Origin of the sequence: Catellatospora sp. TT07R-123 (assembly GCF_018327705.1) — a bacterium.
GTDB lineage: Bacteria > Actinomycetota > Actinomycetes > Mycobacteriales > Micromonosporaceae > Catellatospora.
The window spans coordinates 3841083-3857786 of record NZ_BNEM01000001.1; the positions used below are offsets into that span (position 1 = coordinate 3841083).

Annotated in this window: 19 protein-coding genes; all 19 read right to left on the reverse strand. The window is 73.3% G+C overall.

Going from position 1 to position 16704, the window contains the following annotated elements; all coding sequences use genetic code 11:
• Positions 1 to 22: 22 nt before the first annotated feature.
• The 19 genes from Cs7R123_RS16400 to Cs7R123_RS16490 all read right to left on the reverse strand — a co-directional run bounded on the left by Cs7R123_RS16400 (position 23) and on the right by Cs7R123_RS16490 (position 16616).
• Complete coding sequence (locus Cs7R123_RS16400) at positions 23 to 1396, reverse strand: DUF58 domain-containing protein (RefSeq protein WP_212827501.1); 1374 nt, start codon at positions 1394 to 1396, stop codon at positions 23 to 25.
• A 1-nt stretch (position 1397) separates the two neighbouring features.
• Entirely contained in the window at positions 1398 to 2480 is a 1083-nt protein-coding gene (locus Cs7R123_RS16405) for a MoxR family ATPase (protein ID WP_212827502.1), read from the reverse strand.
• A 2-nt stretch (positions 2481 to 2482) separates the two neighbouring features.
• Positions 2483 to 3070, reverse strand: a complete 588-nt coding sequence (locus tag Cs7R123_RS16410) for a hypothetical protein (RefSeq protein ID WP_212827503.1) — start codon at positions 3068 to 3070, stop codon at positions 2483 to 2485.
• Positions 3067 to 3777 (reverse strand): DUF4129 domain-containing protein, encoded by a 711-nt coding sequence (locus Cs7R123_RS16415; protein WP_212827504.1) that lies wholly within the window; start codon positions 3775 to 3777, stop codon positions 3067 to 3069. Before Cs7R123_RS16415 ends, Cs7R123_RS16410 begins: the two co-directional genes overlap by 4 nt.
• Before the next feature lie 44 nt (positions 3778 to 3821).
• The gene (locus Cs7R123_RS16420; RefSeq protein ID WP_374706991.1) at positions 3822 to 4574 is read right to left on the reverse strand and encodes a uracil-DNA glycosylase; all 753 of its coding nucleotides are present in this window, start codon (positions 4572 to 4574) and stop codon (positions 3822 to 3824) included.
• A complete protein-coding gene (locus tag Cs7R123_RS16425) occupies positions 4535 to 5215 on the reverse strand; it encodes a dienelactone hydrolase family protein (protein WP_212827506.1) in 681 nt (226 codons plus the stop codon). The genes Cs7R123_RS16420 and Cs7R123_RS16425 overlap by 40 nt, the downstream gene beginning before the upstream one ends.
• Before the next feature lie 171 nt (positions 5216 to 5386).
• On the reverse strand, positions 5387 to 5869 hold the full coding sequence (locus tag Cs7R123_RS16430; RefSeq protein ID WP_212827508.1) for a hypothetical protein: 483 nt from the start codon (positions 5867 to 5869) through the stop codon (positions 5387 to 5389).
• A gap of 197 nt (positions 5870 to 6066) precedes the next feature.
• Complete coding sequence (locus Cs7R123_RS16435; protein ID WP_212827510.1) at positions 6067 to 6540, reverse strand: hypothetical protein; 474 nt, start codon at positions 6538 to 6540, stop codon at positions 6067 to 6069.
• Positions 6541 to 6753: 213 nt separating this feature from the next.
• On the reverse strand, positions 6754 to 7851 hold the full coding sequence (locus Cs7R123_RS16440; protein ID WP_212827511.1) for a hypothetical protein: 1098 nt from the start codon (positions 7849 to 7851) through the stop codon (positions 6754 to 6756).
• Positions 7848 to 8171, reverse strand: coding sequence for a PadR family transcriptional regulator (locus Cs7R123_RS16445; RefSeq protein WP_212827513.1), 324 nt, complete (start codon positions 8169 to 8171; stop codon positions 7848 to 7850). Before Cs7R123_RS16445 ends, Cs7R123_RS16440 begins: the two co-directional genes overlap by 4 nt.
• Before the next feature lie 79 nt (positions 8172 to 8250).
• Positions 8251 to 9147: a Ppx/GppA phosphatase family protein gene (locus Cs7R123_RS16450; RefSeq protein WP_244871859.1), complete on the reverse strand. Its 897-nt coding sequence runs from the start codon at positions 9145 to 9147 to the stop codon at positions 8251 to 8253.
• A 37-nt stretch (positions 9148 to 9184) separates the two neighbouring features.
• The gene (locus Cs7R123_RS16455) at positions 9185 to 9706 is read right to left on the reverse strand and encodes an amino-acid N-acetyltransferase (RefSeq protein ID WP_374706957.1); all 522 of its coding nucleotides are present in this window, start codon (positions 9704 to 9706) and stop codon (positions 9185 to 9187) included.
• Positions 9703 to 10227 carry a DUF501 domain-containing protein gene (locus Cs7R123_RS16460; RefSeq protein ID WP_212827517.1) on the reverse strand — a complete coding sequence of 175 codons (525 nt, stop codon included), beginning with the start codon at positions 10225 to 10227 and terminating at the stop codon, positions 9703 to 9705. Before Cs7R123_RS16460 ends, Cs7R123_RS16455 begins: the two co-directional genes overlap by 4 nt.
• A 134-nt stretch (positions 10228 to 10361) precedes the next feature.
• Positions 10362 to 10889 (reverse strand): septum formation initiator family protein, encoded by a 528-nt coding sequence (locus tag Cs7R123_RS16465; RefSeq protein ID WP_244871860.1) that lies wholly within the window; start codon positions 10887 to 10889, stop codon positions 10362 to 10364.
• A gap of 226 nt (positions 10890 to 11115) precedes the next feature.
• Entirely contained in the window at positions 11116 to 12402 is a 1287-nt protein-coding gene (eno, locus tag Cs7R123_RS16470; protein ID WP_212827521.1) for a phosphopyruvate hydratase, read from the reverse strand.
• A 169-nt stretch (positions 12403 to 12571) separates the two neighbouring features.
• A complete protein-coding gene (locus tag Cs7R123_RS16475) occupies positions 12572 to 13267 on the reverse strand; it encodes a hypothetical protein (RefSeq protein ID WP_212827522.1) in 696 nt (231 codons plus the stop codon).
• A gap of 41 nt (positions 13268 to 13308) precedes the next feature.
• Entirely contained in the window at positions 13309 to 14925 is a 1617-nt protein-coding gene (locus tag Cs7R123_RS16480) for a DUF885 domain-containing protein (RefSeq protein WP_212827523.1), read from the reverse strand.
• Between the two features lie 39 nt (positions 14926 to 14964).
• Positions 14965 to 15918, reverse strand: coding sequence for a MazG family protein (locus Cs7R123_RS16485; protein WP_244871861.1), 954 nt, complete (start codon positions 15916 to 15918; stop codon positions 14965 to 14967).
• Positions 15915 to 16616, reverse strand: coding sequence for a hypothetical protein (locus tag Cs7R123_RS16490; protein WP_212827524.1), 702 nt, complete (start codon positions 16614 to 16616; stop codon positions 15915 to 15917). Before Cs7R123_RS16490 ends, Cs7R123_RS16485 begins: the two co-directional genes overlap by 4 nt.
• Positions 16617 to 16704: the final 88 nt, after the last annotated feature.

A 16704-nucleotide genomic window follows, 5' to 3' on the forward strand; every position in this document is an offset into this window, starting at 1 on the left:
GCCACCGCCGCGGGTGCCGTGGTCATCGCAGCACCGCCTTCGGGGCCGCGGCCAGGCGGGACACGTCGCGCAGCACCGCGTCGAGGCTGCCCGCACCGGCCCACGCGACCACGGGCACACCGTGCTCGCGCAGCTGCCCGATGGTGTTCTCCCGCTCGGCCCGCCACAGCCGGTACGCCACCTCGCCCCAGGTGTTGCTGCTGGCCGCAGTCAGGCCCTCGGGCAGGGTGTCGACGGCGACGACGAAGCGGCCCGAGCGGGCCAGCCCGGCCAGCATCGAGGCCGAGCGCGCGTCCAGCAGCGGGGTGAGCACCACGACCAGCGCCGCGGCCGAGATGCCCGCGGCGAGCTGGGCTCCGCCGCGCTCCTGGGCGGTGGGGCTGGAGTGGGCGTCGAGCAGCCACTCCAGCACGGTCAGGTACTGGCGGCGGCCACTGGCCGGGCGCAGGCGGCGCGCCGAGGCGCCGTACTCCAGGACGGAGACGCGGTCGCCGCGGTGCAGGTAGTGCTCGGCGATCGCGGCGGCGGCGCGGACGGTCCGGTCCAGCACCGAGGCGGTGCCGTCGACGCCGCCGGAGCGACCCGCGTCGGCGAGCAGGTCGAGCAGCACCACGACCTCGGCGTCGCGGTCGGACAGCGTCGCCGCCACGTGCAGCCGCTCGGTACGCAGCGACACCCGCCAGTCGATGCGGCGCAGCCGGTCGCCGGGGCCGAACTGGCGCACCCCGGCCAGCTCGCCGCCCTCGCCGGGACGCCGCGAGCGGTGCTGGCCGACCAGCCCGGCCGCGCGCGGCATGACCTCGTCGGCCTTGAACGGGTCGGTCAGCGGGTACACCTTCACGCCCAGCGCACCGGTCACCACGGCCCGGCTGACCAGCAGCCCGTCGGCGGCGACGGCGTACGCGGAGGCGGGGCCGAGCGAGTGGCGGCCCCACCGGACGGCGGGCCCGGCCAACTCGATGGCGGCGGCCACCCCGCGCGGCACCAGCGTCACGTAGGGGCGGCTGCCGCCCGCGTGCCGCCCCTGCGCGCCGGTGTCGTCCAGGCGCAGCCAGGGCGAGTGCTGCACGCGTACGACGGCCAGGTCGTAGCCGGTGACGTCGCGGTTCTCCACCTCGGCGGTGGCGCCGAGCTCGCCGCCCTCGACCGGGAACGATTCCACGGTGGACAGCCGCAGCCCCGGCAGGTTGGCCGGACGCTTGGCCAGGCCGAAGGCGACGCCCAGCGCCAGCGGCAGGGCCAGCACGATCAGGTCGGTCCGCCCCAGCAGCACCGCGCCGACCAGCAGCGCCCCGGCGACGAGCACCGCGCGGCCGAGCGCCCGGGTGGGCACCCAGTCGTCGGGGCGCGGCGCGCTGTCACCCGGGTCGCCGGTTTCGGGGGCTCCCGGCCGCACGTCAGCCCCGGTTCCCGGTCGGCCGGAACGGTTCCAGGTCGTCGTCGTCGAGGCTGCTGATCAGGCGGCTGTTGCGGGCGGGGCTCGGCCGCTGCTGGCCCAGGTTCCCGGCGTGGCTGGGCAGCGCGCCGCTGACCGGGGCGGGCGTCGCGGCCAGCACCTCGGCCACCACCCCGACCGGGTCGATGCGCTTGAGCCACATCTCCGGCCGCAGCGTGATCCGGTGCGCCAGCGCGGGCAGCGCCACCGCCTTGACGTCCTCGGGGATCACGTAGTCGCGCCCGGCCAGGGCGGCCTTGGCCCGCGACAGCAGCAGCAGCGCCAGCGAGCCGCGCGGCGACGAGCCGACCAGCACCGCCGGGTGCTCGCGGGTCGCGGCGGTCAGCGCGATCAGGTATCGGCAGATCGAGTCCTCGACCTCGATCTCCTCGACCCCGGCCTGCATCCGCAGCAGCGTCTTGGCGTCGACGACCGGCTCGACCACGGCCTCCTCGCGGCGGCGCGACATGCGGCGGCGCAGCACGTTGAGCTCCTCGTCGGCCTCCGGGTAGCCGAAGGAGACGCGCAGCATGAAGCGGTCGAGCTGGGCCTCGGGCAGCGGGTAGGTGCCCTCGTACTCGATCGGGTTGGCGGTGGCGAGCACGTGGAACGGCGCCTCCAGCCGGTAGGTCACGCCCTCGACCGAGACCTGCTTCTCCTGCATCGCCTCCAGCAGCGCCGCCTGCGTCTTGGGCGGGGTGCGGTTGATCTCGTCGGCGAGCAGCAGGTTCGTGAAGACGGGTCCGGCGCGGAAGGTGAAGTCGTGGCTGCGCTGGTCGTACAGGAACGAGCCGGTCACGTCGGCGGGCAGCAGGTCCGGGGTGAACTGGAGACGCCGGAAGTCCAGGCCCAGGGCCTGGGCGAAGGTGCGCGCGGTCAGGGTCTTGCCCAGGCCGGGCAGGTCCTCCAGCAGGACGTGACCGCCGGCCAGGACGCCGGCCAGCACCAGCTCCAGCGAGTCGCGCTTGCCCACCATGACGGTGCCGACGCGGTCGAGCACCTGCTGGGCGAGGCGGCCCACCTCGCCGGCGGGAATCGGTTGCATGCTCACAGTCTCTCCAACGCAGTGACGATCACATCGAGTTCGCGGGGGCTGGGCAGGCGCTTGGACGGCTGGGTGAGGAACGTCCAGAGCTGGTCGCCGAGCAGCCTACGCGCGCGGTCGGGTTCGGTCGCGCGGGTGACGCCGTGGCGCTGGCGCAGCCGCTCGTCCACGAGCTCAGCCAGGCGGGCGTGCACCCGGCGCTGGTAGCGGGCGCCGTCGGCGTGGGCCCATTCGAGGATGGTCTGCCAGCGGGTCACCGCCAGCCGGATCCCGTCGTCGACGGCGGGGGCGTCGTCGGAGTGGCCGTGGCGGCCCGCGTGGCGCGGGGGCGGCGGCGCCTTGAGGGTGCGCGCCATGCGCCACACCGCGACGACGGTCACCGCGACCGCGAACAGCAGCGGCAGCGGCATGCCCAGCCCGAGCAGCTTCAGCACGATCCACCCGGCGGCCGTCCACGCCAGCGCGAACCCGACCAGGGTCAGCCAGCGCACCGCCCGGGAGCGGGTCCGCCGCTCCTCCGGCTCCGGAGCGGGCTCACGCCCGTGCCCGAGCCCGAGCAGATCCTCGATCGAAGAGCCGTCGTCGGTCACGCCAGGACCTCCTGTCCGGGTTCGGCCAGCTCGGCGCGCAGGCGGCGCAGGGACGAGCGGGCCTGCTCGCGCATGCCGCCGTCGACGCGGTGGGTGGCGAAGCGGGCGCGCCGGTAGACGTCGGCGAACCCGTTGAGCACGTCGGAGCTCAGGCGGCGGCCGACCAGCATCCGCACGACCAGGTCGGTGGCGGTGTCGCCGGGCAGCCGGGCCACGCCCGCGGCTGCGGCGGCCTGCTCCAGCCGCACCCAGCAGGCGATCACGGCGGTGCGCGGGTCGGCGGCGTCGTCGTCGAGGTCGAGCAGGCCCGCGTCCAGCGCCGCCATCACGTCGGCCTCGGCGGTGGCCTGCGCCAGCTTGACCGGTGGCCGCTCGCGGATGGCCCGGCGGCGGAACCGGGTGGTCGACCGGGCGGCCGCGCCGAGCAGCACCACCAGCACCACGGCGCCGATGGCCAGCAACACCCCGACCGCGACCAGGCCGACCCAGCCCGTGCCGCTGTCGGCGACGGGCTGCTCCGATGCGGACGGCGTGGGCGCCGGCGCGCTGGGCGACGGCGTGGCGCTGGCCGAGGCGGTCGGCTGGGCCCCCTGGCCGTCGGGCGTCGCGCGGCCGATCGGCAGCACGGAGACCGAGGCGGCGGCCGCCGCCACCGTGAGCAGCGCGGCCACGGCCAGCAACGGCCACCAGCGACGCAACGCTTCCATGGTTCCCCGCTCGTGCGAACGTCAACGTGTCGGCCGGTGCCCGGTCAGTCGAGGTCGGCCAGCGCCCGGGCCTGCCGCAACACGTCGTCCAGCATGGCGGGTGTGAGCCGCCCGGTAAAGGTGTTCTGCTGGCTGACGTGGTACGAACCGAGCAGCGCCGGGACTCCCCCGGCGCCCTCGACCGCGTCCATCCGGAACAGCGCGCCGTGCCCGAAGGCCGGGCGCGGCACCGGGGGGCGCACGCCGTACACCGTGGACAGCGTAGGCCACCACGCGCTCCACGCGAACGCGCCGAGCGCGATCACCACCCGCAGTGTCGGGCGCAGCAGCGTGACCTCGCGGTGCAGCCACGGCGCGCAGGTGTCCCGCTCGACCGGGGTGGGCTTGTTGTCCGGCGGGGCGCAGCGGACGGCGGCGGCGATCCGCACGTGGCGCAGGGTCAGGCCGTCGTCGCGGGAGACGCTGGTGGCCTGGTTGGCCAGCCCGGTCCGGTGCATGGCGGCGAACAGCACGTCGCCGCTGCGGTCGCCGGTGAAGATGCGCCCGGTGCGGTTGCCGCCGTGCGCGGCCGGGGCCAGCCCGAGGATGAGGATGCGGGCGTCGGCGGGGCCGAAGCCGGGCACGGGGCGGCCCCAGTATTCCTGGTCGCGGAAGGCCGCCCGTTTGACCGCGGCGACCTCCTCCCGCCAGGCCACCAGCCGGGGGCAGGCCCGGCAGGCGGAGATCTGATCGTCGAGCGCGGCCAGCTCGGCCGCGGTCACCGGGGGTTGCGCAGCAGTTCGACGGTGCGGGCCCAGGCCGAGGCGGTGGCGTGGGCGTTGTACACCTCGGGCCGGTCGTCGTTGACGAAGGCGTGCTTGGTGCCGGGGTAGTCGTACACGACGCAGGTGCCGCCGGCGCCCTCGATGGCGGCCTGGGCGGTCTTGATGCCCTCGGCGGCGGAGGTGCCGTCCTCCTCGCTGCAATGGATCATCGCGGTCTTGCCCGCGTAGTTGCTCCACTGCGGCGCCATGCGCTCCCACGGCAGGGCCGGGTAGAAGCCGACCGCGGTAGTGATCTTGTCGCTGACCGTGCCGGACCACAGGGCCAGGCTGCCGCCCATGCAGAAGCCGACGACGCCGACGCCGCCGGTCGCCTCCGGGCGCTGGGACAGGTATTCGGCCGCGCCCGCGATGTCCCGGGCGGCCTGGTCCATGGCCAGGCCCATCATCAGCCGGAGCGCCTCGTCGGGCTCGGTGGTCTGCACGCCGTGGTACAGGTCGGGCGCGAGCGCGACGAACCCGGCCGCGGCGAAGCGGTCGGCGAGCGAGACGATGTGCGGGACCAGGCCCCACCATTCCTGGATCACGATGACCGCAGGCCCGCTGCCCTCTTTCGGCAGCGCGAGGTAGCCCTCGCTCGTACCCCCGTTGCTGGGGAAGCTAACCATTTCACCCATCGGTCGTCCTCCTGTCGGTCAGTCGTCATCGGCTGGTCGCACAGTCGTGGCGTTCGGGGTAGCCAACCACACCGGACGGTACCGGGGAAGACAGCGGCGGCGTGGCGAAAGTTACGACTTGTCGCAGTAACTCACCACGCCGCCGCTCTGATAACGCTCAGGTGAGAGAGATCACTTCACGCTCGTCAGGCAGAGGACGTCGCCCTTGGCCTCGCTGTCGTTGGAGTCGCCGACCCACAGCATGCTGCGGACCCCGCTGAACTCGGTGCACACGGAGTCCAGCTGGCTGAAGCCGTGGCTGGTGTACCGGCCCTCGACGATGCCGACGACCTTGTTCACCGCCTCCGGGGCGGCGCAGTCGACGACCTTCATCTTGGCCACGTTGACCTGGTAGGCCGTGATGCAGTCACCGGGCTGAGCCGCGCTCACGTCGCCGAGCAGGCGGCTCAGCAGGTCCGTCTGCGTGATGACCCCGCAGGCCGCGACGAGGACGACCAGGACCGAGACGACGATGATGCGGGCCCTGCGGGTCTTGCCGGCCTTGGCCTCGGCCGCGTCCGCGGCCGCGGTGTAGAAGGCGGCGGCGTCCGACGCGGGGTCGACCGGCGCGGCGGCGGCCGGCTGCTGCGGGACAGGGAGTTCCTGCTCGCTCATGAAGTACTTCCTCCGGGGGTACGCCTCCGGCACGTGAAGGCGCGGAGGCAGGCACTTCTCGCGTGATCGCGAAGATCGTCACCGTAGCGGCAGACGATCTTTCCCCGGATCCCGAATTCGGTCGGAACTTGCGGCGGGGCGGGCCCCCTGTCGTGGTGGCCCGCCCCGCCGCTTCGGCCTTGCTCAGGCCGGTTGCGTCACTTGGTGGTGGAGACCAGGCACCACACGTCGCCCGTGCCGGTGTCGCCGACCCAGATCGCCTTCTCGGCGTCCGGGTACGCGGTGCACGGGTTGTCCTCGATCTGGAAGGAGGCGCTGGTGTACTTGTCCTCGACGATGCCGACGACCTTGTTGGCCGCCTTCGGGTCGGCGCAGTCCACGACCTTGGCGTCGTCCACGTTGTTGCCGTACTCGTTGATGCAGTCGCCGACGTCGGCGGTCTGCACGGCGCCGGTGATGTTGTCCCACAGGCTGCCGAGGCCCCAGGCGGCGCCGAACTTGACCACGCCGATGATGACGATGACCACGATCACGCCGAGGATGCTGAGGAGCTTGCTGCTCTTCTTGGGCTCCTCAGCAGCGACGGGGGCGGCCGGAACCGGCGACTCGGCGCCCGCGGCCGGCGGCTCGTACGCCGGGGGCTGCTGGGTGGGGTTTTCCTGCTCGCTCATTGCTTCTTCCTCCAGGGGTGCGCCCGCTGGCGCACATCGGCCCCCGCAGGCGAAGAGGTCTCACGCAGGCACGGAGACCGGCACACCTTAGCGTTTGCTGAACGCCATAGGGAAACTGGAATGCCCGGTGCCCGAAACATCCTCATCACCCGGCGTGACCAGGGGCGCACCACCCGCCGTCATGGCAGGCAGCACGCCCCTGGCGATCGTCGGTCAGCGGCTCGCGCTGGGCCGTGGCGTCGGACCGGCGCTCGGCGACGCCGGCAGCGCCGCCGACGGTGACGCGGTCGGCGCGGGCGCCGACGGCTGCGGCGACGCGGTCGGGTCCGCCCACGGCAGCGGCTGCGGCTGCCCCGGCATCCAGTTCACCGGCGGCTTCGCGGTGTTCCCGCAGGCGGGGTACGACACCTGCCAGGCCAGGTCGGTGAAGTCGACCGGCTCGCCCGAGTACGGCATGGTCTCGTCGTTCAGCACCTGCAGGCCCTTGTCCGGCGACCAGGCGAGCGCCTGGCGGGTGCCCAGTTTCGGCAGCATCTGGGCGCAGTAGCCCAGCAGCACCGGGTCGCCGTTCTGGTCGACCAGGCGGGCGTCCGGGATGAGCTGCCCGTCCGGCCCGACCACCCAGACGTCGCGGACCTGCTCGTATGGGTTGTAGTAGTCGGCGACGGTGTCGTAGTTGCGCCCGTCGAGCTCCTGGTCGGCCACGCCGTAGTAGACGACCCCGAACCCGGCCAGGCCCAGCGACGCGGCCAGCAGCGCCAGCCGCAGCGGCAACTGCCGGGGGCGGCCGTTGCGGCCGACCCAGATCGACGCGACCACGCACGCCGCCAGCAGCAGGATTCCGACGACGAGGTTGCCGCTGACCCGGGGCACCAGGCCGAAGCGGACCACGCCGGGCAGTTGCGCGATGAAGATGGCCAGCAGCCAGCCGCGCAGCACCCACCAGGCCGGGCGCAGCGCCCGCAGGAACTCCCCCGCCCGCTCGTATCCGAGCACGGTGCCCACCCGGCGGTCGAGCCCGTTCAGGCGGCCGCGCCAGCGCGTGGTCCACCGGGCGGCGCGCCCGCCCAGCCCGCTGGGACCCCCCGTGTGGCCCAGCGAGGCGCGCAGCTCCGCGGCGTACGCCGCCGGGGTGCCGAGGCGGTCGGCCAGGGTGGCGCCGCCGCCCTCGGCGGCGACCTCCGCGGCGACCTCGGCCAGGTGCGCCGGCAGGTCCTCCAGCAGTTCCTCGCGTACGTCGTCGGGCAGGTCGCCCAGTGCCGCGCCGACGGCGGCCACGTACCTGACGATGTCATCCTGTTCGACGCTCATGCCGGCTCCCGCAGCAGCAGTTCCATGGTGGACGCGAACTCGCGCCAGACCTCGCCGCCCTGCTTGAGCTGGGCCCGGCCGGCCGGGTTGAGCGCGTAGTACTTGCGGTGCGGTCCCTCTTCGGACGGCACCACGTAGGTGGTGAGGTAGCCCGCGGCGAACAGCCGGCGCAGCGTGCCGTAGACCGACGCGTCGCCGATCTCGGACAGCCCGGCGGTGCGCAGGCGGCGCAGGATGTCGTACCCGTAGCCGTCGTCGTCGCGCAGCACGGCGAGGACGGCCAGGTCGAGCACTCCCTTCAGGAGTTGCGTGGTATCCACGCACAAGAGAGTACTGTCGTATGCACAGTAGTGCAACGGCGAGCCGCCGTGCGTCCCCACTCAAGGTGGTGAGCTGCGGTTACGCCAGGGAGGAGGCGATGCCGTCGAGGATGTCGTGCTCCGACACGACCAGTTCCGTGCTGCCGGTGCGGCGCATGATCTGCCGCAGGATCAGCGCCCCGGCCGGGATCACGTCGACCCGGCCCGGGTGGATCGCCCCGATCGCGGCCCGGCCCGCGTGGTCCAGCGAGGTCAGCCGGTCGGTGATCTCCTCGACCGCCGCCAGCGGCACCACCGCGTGGTGGGTCAGCTCCGGCCGGTAGGACTCCAGGCCCAGCGCGATGCCCGCCACCGTGGTCACCGTGCCCGCGACCCCCACCAGCGTGGCCGGTTCGGCCCCGACCGCCGCCAGCGCGCGGTCGATCGCCGCGTCGATGTCGGCGACGGCGGCGGCCGCCTCCGCCGCGGTCGGCGGGTCGGACGGCAGGTGGCGTTCGGTCATCCGGACCGAGCCGATGTCCATGCTGATCGCGGCGCGCACCTCGCGCGCACCCCGGACGAACTCGGTGGAACCGCCGCCGATGTCGATGACCAGGCGCTCGCCGCCCTCGGGCAGCCCGTCGACGGCGCCCCGGAACGACAGGGCGGCCTCCTCGTCGCCGCTGATGACCTCGGCGGGCCGGCCCAGCGTGGCGAGCACCATCGCGTGGAAGTCTTCGGCGTTGGCCGCGTCGCGAGTCGCGCTGGTCGCCACCATCCGCACCCGGTCGGCGCCGTGGCGCGCGATCAGCCCGGTGTACTCGGCCAGGGCGATCCGGGTGCGCTCGATGGCCGCCGGGTCGAGGCGCCCGGTGCGGTCCACGCCCGCCCCGAGCCGCACGATGTGCATCTCGCGCGCGAGCTCGCGCCCGTTCTCGGTGATCAGCAGGCGGATCGAGTTCGTGCCGCAATCGATGGCGGCGACAGCGTCTCCCACGGCCGCCACCCTACCGCCGCCCGGCTGACCGCACGGCTCACAGGTGCACGAGCATCCGGGTGTTGCCGAGGGTGTTCGGCTTGACCCGCTCCAGCCCCAGGAACTCCGCCACACCCTCGTCGTACGAGCGCAGCAGCTGCTCGTACACCGGCGGCGGCACCGGGGCGCCGTCGATCTCGGCGAAGCCGAACGAGCCGAAGAACCCGGTCTCGAAGGTGAGCACGAAGATGCGGCGTACGCCCAGCTCGCGGGCGTCGTCCAGCAGCGCCCCCACGATCCGGTGCCCGATGCGCTGGCCCCGGACCGTGGCGTCCACGGCCACGGTGCGGATCTCGGCCAGGTCCTCCCACAGCACGTGCAGCGCGCCGCAGCCGACCACGGTGCCGTCGTCGCGCACCGCCACCCGGAACTCCTGCACGTCCTCGTATATCGCGACGGTGGCCTTGCTCAGCAGCCGCCGCTCCCCGCTGTACGTGTCGATCAGTCGCCGGATGCCGCGCACGTCGGCGGTGCGCGCCTTGCGGACCTCGATCTCACCCAACGCGGCCTGCCCTCTCACTCTGTCTCGACACAGGGGCCGGCCGTCCACCACGGCTCGACCAGCGTGATCACCTCGTCGCCGAACGGGTTCACCCCCGGGCCGACCGCCAGCGCGTGCCCCAGGTGCACGTGCAGGCACTTGACCCGCTCGGGCATGCCCCCGGCCGACACGTTCTCGATCTCGGCCACGTGGCCGACCGCCTCGCGGCGGGCCAGGTAGTCCTCGTGCGCGCGCAGGTAGTCGGCGCGCAGCTGCGGATCGCTGCGCAGCTGCTCGTTCATCTCGCGCATCAGGCCCGACGACTCCAGCCTGCTGCACTCCGCGGTCGCCCGCGGGCAGGTCAGGTAGAACAGCGTCGGGAACGGCGTGCCGTCGGGCAGCCGCGGCACCGTCTCCACCACGTCGGGCTTGCCGCACGGGCACCGGTGCGCCACCATCGCGGTGCCGCGCGTCGGGCGGCCCAGCTGCGCGCGTACGGCGTCGAGGTCGGCCTGGCCGGCCGGTTCCCGCACCGGCGGCGGCACCATCTCGCGTTCCATCTCGGCCTCCTCTGGCTCGGCAGGAGTCTCGGTGCTCACGGGTCTCGGTGATCGGGTGGGGACAGCGGCGGGCACGCCGATGGCGACTCGCGACTCTCTCGATCACCGTGACGACAAGAGCGCACTGCGGGGGCCTAGGGGGCGGCGGGATCCAGGCGGGACCAGACGGTGCCGTACCAGGTGGTCGGCTGCGGCGGCGGCGCGGGCTGGCGCCCGGCGTCGTGGTCGGCGGCGTGGTCGTCCCAGATCGGCACGAGCGGCGTCTGCCCGGGGTGGACCCAGAAGAACCGGCGCCGCACCTGCGCCTTGATGTACTCGTCGTCTTTCCACTTCTCGGCCTGGCGCTCCAGCCCGGCGATGCGGTCCGCCTGCGCGACCTGCGACTGCTGCAACGCGTCGATCTCGGCGAGCTGGGTCAGGTACACGCGCACCGGGTAGGCGTAGCCGAGGGCGAGCGCGGCCAGGACGACCAGCATCGCGGTCGCGCGGCCGGTCAGGCCGTTGGGGTTCGGGGCGGTGGTGCGCTTGGCGGCGCCCGCCGCGGCGGCGCGCCGGGCGGCTGCGGGGCGGCTCAGCGAGCGGTCGCCTTCGCGGACCGCGCGGACCCCCGCGCTGCCGCGGGCGCCTCGGGCGTCGCGGGCGCCGTCACGGGGCCGCCGCACCGGTCCCTGCCCAACAGGCTGTCGCCGCTGCACCACCCCTCCCTCCCCGCTGACCCACGCGATGGGTCGAAGCCCCCTCCAACATGTCGCAACAGCTGGAAGGAGCTTCGACCACATGCTAGGCGCTACCGCGCCCCCGCGTCATATTCCGACGTCAAACCGCAGATGAGTCCTTTTCTACGGCCGCCGGAACGACTTCACTTTCCCGCGGTGTACCGCGGCAGTGTCACTTTCCCGCGGTGTACCGCGGGAACGCACCCGCACCGGCGTAGCGGGCCGCGTCGGCCAGCTCCTCCTCGATGCGCAGCAGCTGGTTGTACTTGGCGACCCGGTCCGACCGCGCCGGGGCGCCGGTCTTGATCTGGCCGCAGCCCATCGCCACCGCCAGGTCGGCGATGGTGGTGTCCTCGGTCTCGCCCGAGCGGTGGCTCATCATGGTGCGGAACCCGGCCCGGTGGGCCAGCTCGACGGCGTCGCAGGTCTCGGTCAGCGAGCCGATCTGGTTCACCTTCACCAGCACCGCGTTGGCCGCGCCCTCGGCGATGCCGCGGGCGATGCGGGTCGGGTTGGTGACGAACAGGTCGTCGCCGACGATCTGGATCTTGCTGCCGAGCTGCGAGGTCATCGCGGTCCAGCCGGCCCAGTCGTCCTCGGCCAGCGGGTCCTCGATCGACACGATCGGGTACGACTCCACCAGCTTCGCGTAGTACGCGATCATCTCGTCACGCGACTTCGGGGTGCCCTCGAAGGTGTACGACCCGTCGGCGTAGAACTCGGTCGCCGCCACGTCCATCGCCAGCACGATGTCGGTGCCGAGGCTGTAGCCCGCCGCCTGCACCGCCTCGGCGATCAGGTCGAGCGCCGCCGCGTTGGTGGGCAGGTTCGGGGCGAAGCCGCCCTCGTCGCCCAGGCCCGTGGACAGGCCCTTCTTCTTCAGCACGCTCTTGAGCGCGTGGTAGACCTCCGCGCCGGAGCGCAGCGCCTCGCGGAAGCTCGGCGCGCCGATCGGAGCGATCATGAACTCCTGCACGTCGACGTTGGAGTCGGCGTGGGCGCCACCGTTGAGGATGTTCATCATCGGCACCGGCAGCAGGTGCGCGTTCGGGCCGCCGACGTAGCGGAACAGGCTCAGCTCCGCGCTCTTGGCGGCGGCCTTCGCCACGGCCAGCGACACGCCCAGGATGGCGTTGGCGCCGAGCACGGACTTGTCCGGGGTGCCGTCCAGCTCCAGCATCTTCTGGTCGATGAGGCGCTGCTCGCTGGCCTCGTACCCGATCAGCTGGTCGACGATCTGGTCCTCGATGTTGGCGACCGCCTTCTCGACGCCCTTGCCGAGGTAGCGCTGCTTGTCGCCGTCCCGCAGCTCCAGCGCCTCGTAGGCGCCGGTCGAGGCGCCGGAGGGCACCGCGGCGCGCGCGATGGTGCCGTCGTCGAGACCCACCTCCACCTCGACGGTCGGATTACCGCGGGAGTCGAGGATCTCCCGGGCGACGAAGCCTTCAATGGTGGCCACGTGTGCTCCCTCATTCGTGTGCGCGCCGGGGCCGAACGTGCCCTCGCTGGCACCTCCGCCGGACGCGTCCGGCTCTACGTGGGAAGCCTAACGGCATCATGTCCGCCCGCTACCGCGGGCGTGGCGACCTCAGGGCCACTTCCCCAGGTGAACGTGCCCTAAGGCAGGGTCAGGGCTTCGGCGCGGTCGACGGCCGGTGGTCCACGACCTTGGCCCCGCTCGGCACGGCGAACACGTCGTCGGGTGCCGCGGGCGACAGGCGCAGCAGCGCCTGGTCGATCTCGACCCCGTCCAGCACGCCGTTGAAGCTCGCCAGCACGCCGTCGGAGGTCACGCACACGGTGAACCCGGCCGCGTTCGTCTCGATCAGACCCGACACCTCCAGGCAGGTGGCCTGCTGCCCGGCGACGGTCGTGTCGTGCGCCTCGACCGTCGCCTGGCTCTGCACCTCCACCGTGCCCAGCAGCTCGGCCAGCACCGGGCCGCTGACCAGCCCGTGCTTGACCAGCTCGTTGTACGGCGCCAGCCCCAGCGGCCCCGGCTTGGGCACCGGCCGGACCTGGCAGCGCGCCGGGCGCACCGCCGTCACGCACGACGTCAGCCCGTCCGCGGCCGCCATCAGCCGCCCGCCCGGGTAGGCGTACGACGCCTGCGTCGGGCGGACGTGCTGCGAGATGTCACCCCGGACCCCGCCGGACAGCAGGTATTCGGCGTGGTAGCCGTGCTCGTTCGCCCGGTGCACCTGGGCCGTCATGTCGGCGATCAGGCGGCTGCGATCCATCGGCGCACCACCGTCCGGCATCACCTGGCAACCTGCCGTGAGCAGCAGCGACGCGCACATGAGCGAGGTGAGGGCGGCACGCATGCGGCACAGCCTCCCCCATCGGCCCGACCTCACGCAAACGCCTACCCGCCGAGAAGGGCGCGCAGGTGGCGCGGCGGCGGGCAGCCGTACGACAGCATCCGGTCGTGCCAGTCCCGCACGCTGACACCGTCCGGGCGCGCCCGTCCGATCTCCGACACCTCCGCCCACCCCACGAAGTACGTCGACAGCTGCGCCGAGCTGAGCAGTGACCGACGCCACTTCCCGGCGGCCTCGCCCTCCTCCTGGAAGCCCTGCTCCAGCATCAGCGCCATCCCCTCGGCCTCGGACAGCTCCTCGCAGTGCACGAGCTGGTCGAGGATCGCGTTGATGCTCATCCGCAGCTGCATCTTCAGCTGCTGGGCGCGCACCGCCAGGCCGCCGTAGCCGTTGGCCACCATCAGCTCCTCGGCGTACACCGCCCAGCCCTCGGTGAACGTGCCGGAGCGGCCCAGGGCCCGCACCCGGGTGCTGCCCCGGTAGCGGCGGCCGTGCGCGAGCTGGAGGAAGTGCCCCGGCATGGCCTCGTGCACGGTCAGGTTCTTGATCGAATGGTGGTTGTACTCGCGGTAGAACGAGCGGACCCGCTCCGGGCTCCAGCCCGCGGGCGTCGGCGAGATGCAGTAGAACGTCGGCACCTGCGCCGTCTCCAGCGCGCCCGGCGGGTCGCAGTAGGCCACCGCCACGCCGCGCGAGAACTCCGGCATCTCCTCGATCACCAGCGGGTCGTCGATGAGGCTGACCAGGTCGTGCTGCCGTACGAACGCGGTGGTGTCGGCGACGGCGGCACGGGCCGCGGCGATGATGGTCGCGTCGTCGGGGTGGCTGTCGGCCAGCCGGTCCAGCGCCCGGCGCACCGTCGCGTCGTCGGCCGCGCCGCCCTCCAGCGCGACGGCGACCTCGCGCAGCTCCTCGGTGACCCGGCGCAGGTTCTCCTGCGCGCGCTTGAGCACGTCGGCGGCGGTCAGCTCGGTGTCGAGGGTGTACCAGAGCTTGGCCTCCCACAGGCGCCGGCCCAGCCGCGGGCTGCGGCCGTCGCCCCGCTCGACCTGCCGCGCGCACCACGTGGAGAACTCCTCCAGCGCCGCGACGGCCTGCTGCGCCAGCGGCTGCACCTGGTCGGCCAGGCCCGGCTCCTGCGCCAGCAGCTGCGGCAGCTCCGAGCGCACCAGCGCCGCGGTGCCCGCGAACTGGCCGACCGCGGTCTCCAGGTGGATGCGCGGGCAGTCGCGCAGCACCCCGCGCGCGGTCGCCAGCGCGTCAGGCACCTGCGCCAGCCGCCGGGCCAGCGAGTGCAGCCGCTGCTCGGCGGGCGCGAACGGCCGTGCGAGCAGGGCGTGCAGCAGCGTGCCCGGGTTGTGCCACAGCGGATCCCACTGGTACGACTTCAGCTCGCTCAGCTCGAACAGCCGCCGGTCGACCAGCGAGCTGAGGATGGCGTGGTCGACCCGCTCCGCCTCGTCGAGCGCGTCCGGGTCCACCTGGGACAGCGCGCCCGAGGCGTCACGCAGCATGTTCACGTCGGCGAGCACCCCGTCGGGCGACAGGTCCGGCAGCCGGTCGTCGAACCGGTGGTCACCGGCGTCGGCGGCCAGCTCCGGGGATGCCTCCAGCAGCGCGTCGGCGATGTGTTCGGCGAGCGGCGCGAAGTCCAGCGTCATCGCCACAACCTACCGTGCCCCCGGGCCCGGAGGCACGGGTCAGCGGTCGGGGTCGAGGGACTCGGTGTAGCGGTGCAGCTCGGCGCGCAGATCAGCCTCGGGATCGGCGTCCTCGCCCGCCGCGGCCACCAGCGCCAGCAGCCGGCCGCCCAGCGTGCCGGACGGCTGCGGCTCGGGCAGGCCGTGCCGGCGGGCCTTCACCAGCAGTTTCGCCGCCAGCGCCAGCGCGGGCAGGGACCAGCTCACGCCCTCGACCGGCGAGCGCCGCACCCGCTCCTCGCTCTTGATCCGCTCCCAGTTGGCGATGATCTCGTCCACGTCGGCGACCGGGGTGTCGGCGAAGACGTGCGGGTTGCGCCGGACCATCTTGGCCACGAAGTCGCCCGCGACGTCGTCGACGTCCCAGCGCTCGTCCTCGGGCAGCTCCTGCGCGAGCTGGGCGTGGAACAGCACCTGGAGCAGCACGTCGCCCATCTCGTCGCGCAGGGCGGCGTGGTCGCCGGCCACGATCGCGTCGTACGCCTCGTACGCCTCTTCGAGCAGGTATTTGGCGAGGGTGCGGTGGGTCTGCTCGCGACGCCACGGGTCCTGCGCCTGGAGCCGGTCGGTGACGGCGACGGCGTCGAGCAGGCGGGCGCCCCGGGGGTCCCAGGAGCCGTACATGAGTTCCAGTTCGGCCAGCCCGGGTTCGCGGGCCAGCCGCAGCCCCAGCTCGCGGGCCAGGTGCTCGTCGCCGCCGGGGCCGGACAGCCAGACGACGATGCCGTCCGGGGCGGCCTGGGCCGCGTCGAGCAGGTCCTGCGCGACGGGCCGGGCCAGCACGCGGACGTCGGCACCGTTGGCGCGCAGCGCGGTGACGGCGTCGCCGTCGGCGGGCGCGAGCACGGGGTGCGCGCGGACGAGATCCCAGGCGGGCGCGGTGAGCAGCCCGGCCGGGATGCGCGGAGAGGTGACGAGCAGGACGATCCGGCGCACCGGCCCGGCCGCGGTCACTGCTGCTGCGCCGCCTGCTCGCTGGGGGCGGGGGCGGGCACGTTCACCACGGCGGTCGAGGCGGGCTGGCCGAGGATCGCGGTGAGCGCCGGGAGGTTCTGCGAGAACTCCAGCACCGGGAAGTACACCGAGCGGTAGCGCGGATTGACGGAGACGTCGGCCGCCTTCGCCGCGTCGTCCAGCACCTTGCGCTTGCCCAGCGCCTGCGAGACGTAGTCGCCGTCGGCGAGCTTGGCCTTCAGCAGGTCGAACGACTGGTTCGGGTCGCTGGGGTCGATCGCCTTGACTGCCACGCCGTTGTCGTAGACCTCGCGCAGGTCGGCCTCGGTCGGCTTGACCGGCTCGGCCTTGAGCGACTCCTTGCAGGTCTGCACCCGCTGGTAGATCGCCAGCAGCTCCGGGGTGCCCGCCGGCGGGGACGCGGGCGGCGTGGTGTCGCCCTGCTGCTTGGTGATCCGCTGGCACAGCTGGTCGCTCACGAACAGCTGCACCACCGCCTCGCGGCTGGGACCGGCGGCGTTCGGGTCGGCACCCGGCTGCGCCCCCTGCGCCTTCGCGTAGTCGTTGAGCAGTTCCGTCACCTGCTGCTCAGTGAGCTTCTGGTCGCCGACGTACGCGGCGATGTCCGGGTTCGAACGGCACGCGGCCAGGGCCAGCAGGGCAGTCGCGATTCCGGCGGCAGCGATCAGACGGCGCACGAGGTCCTCCTGTGACGGGTACGGCCTCACTCTCTCACGGGTTGATGATCGGGGAGATCTCAGGGTGGATTCAGGTGTTCGGAGGGTC

What these genes read in the sequence shown, in the direction of transcription:
- Cs7R123_RS16405 (WP_212827502.1), bottom strand. Translation starts at nt 2,480, where the DNA reads ATGCAACCGATTCCCGCCGGCGAGGTGGGCCGCCTCGCCCAGCAGGTG.
- Cs7R123_RS16415 (WP_212827504.1), bottom strand. Translation starts at nt 3,777, where the DNA reads ATGGAAGCGTTGCGTCGCTGGTGGCCGTTGCTGGCCGTGGCCGCGCTG.
- Cs7R123_RS16425 (WP_212827506.1), bottom strand. Translation starts at nt 5,215, where the DNA reads ATGGGTGAAATGGTTAGCTTCCCCAGCAACGGGGGTACGAGCGAGGGC.
- Cs7R123_RS16430 (WP_212827508.1), bottom strand. Translation starts at nt 5,869, where the DNA reads ATGAGCGAGCAGGAACTCCCTGTCCCGCAGCAGCCGGCCGCCGCCGCG.
- Cs7R123_RS16435 (WP_212827510.1), bottom strand. Translation starts at nt 6,540, where the DNA reads ATGAGCGAGCAGGAAAACCCCACCCAGCAGCCCCCGGCGTACGAGCCG.
- Cs7R123_RS16440 (WP_212827511.1), bottom strand. Translation starts at nt 7,851, where the DNA reads ATGAGCGTCGAACAGGATGACATCGTCAGGTACGTGGCCGCCGTCGGC.
- Cs7R123_RS16460 (WP_212827517.1), bottom strand. Translation starts at nt 10,227, where the DNA reads ATGGAACGCGAGATGGTGCCGCCGCCGGTGCGGGAACCGGCCGGCCAG.
- Cs7R123_RS16475 (WP_212827522.1), bottom strand. Translation starts at nt 13,267, where the DNA reads ATGCGTGCCGCCCTCACCTCGCTCATGTGCGCGTCGCTGCTGCTCACG.
- Cs7R123_RS16480 (WP_212827523.1), bottom strand. Translation starts at nt 14,925, where the DNA reads ATGACGCTGGACTTCGCGCCGCTCGCCGAACACATCGCCGACGCGCTG.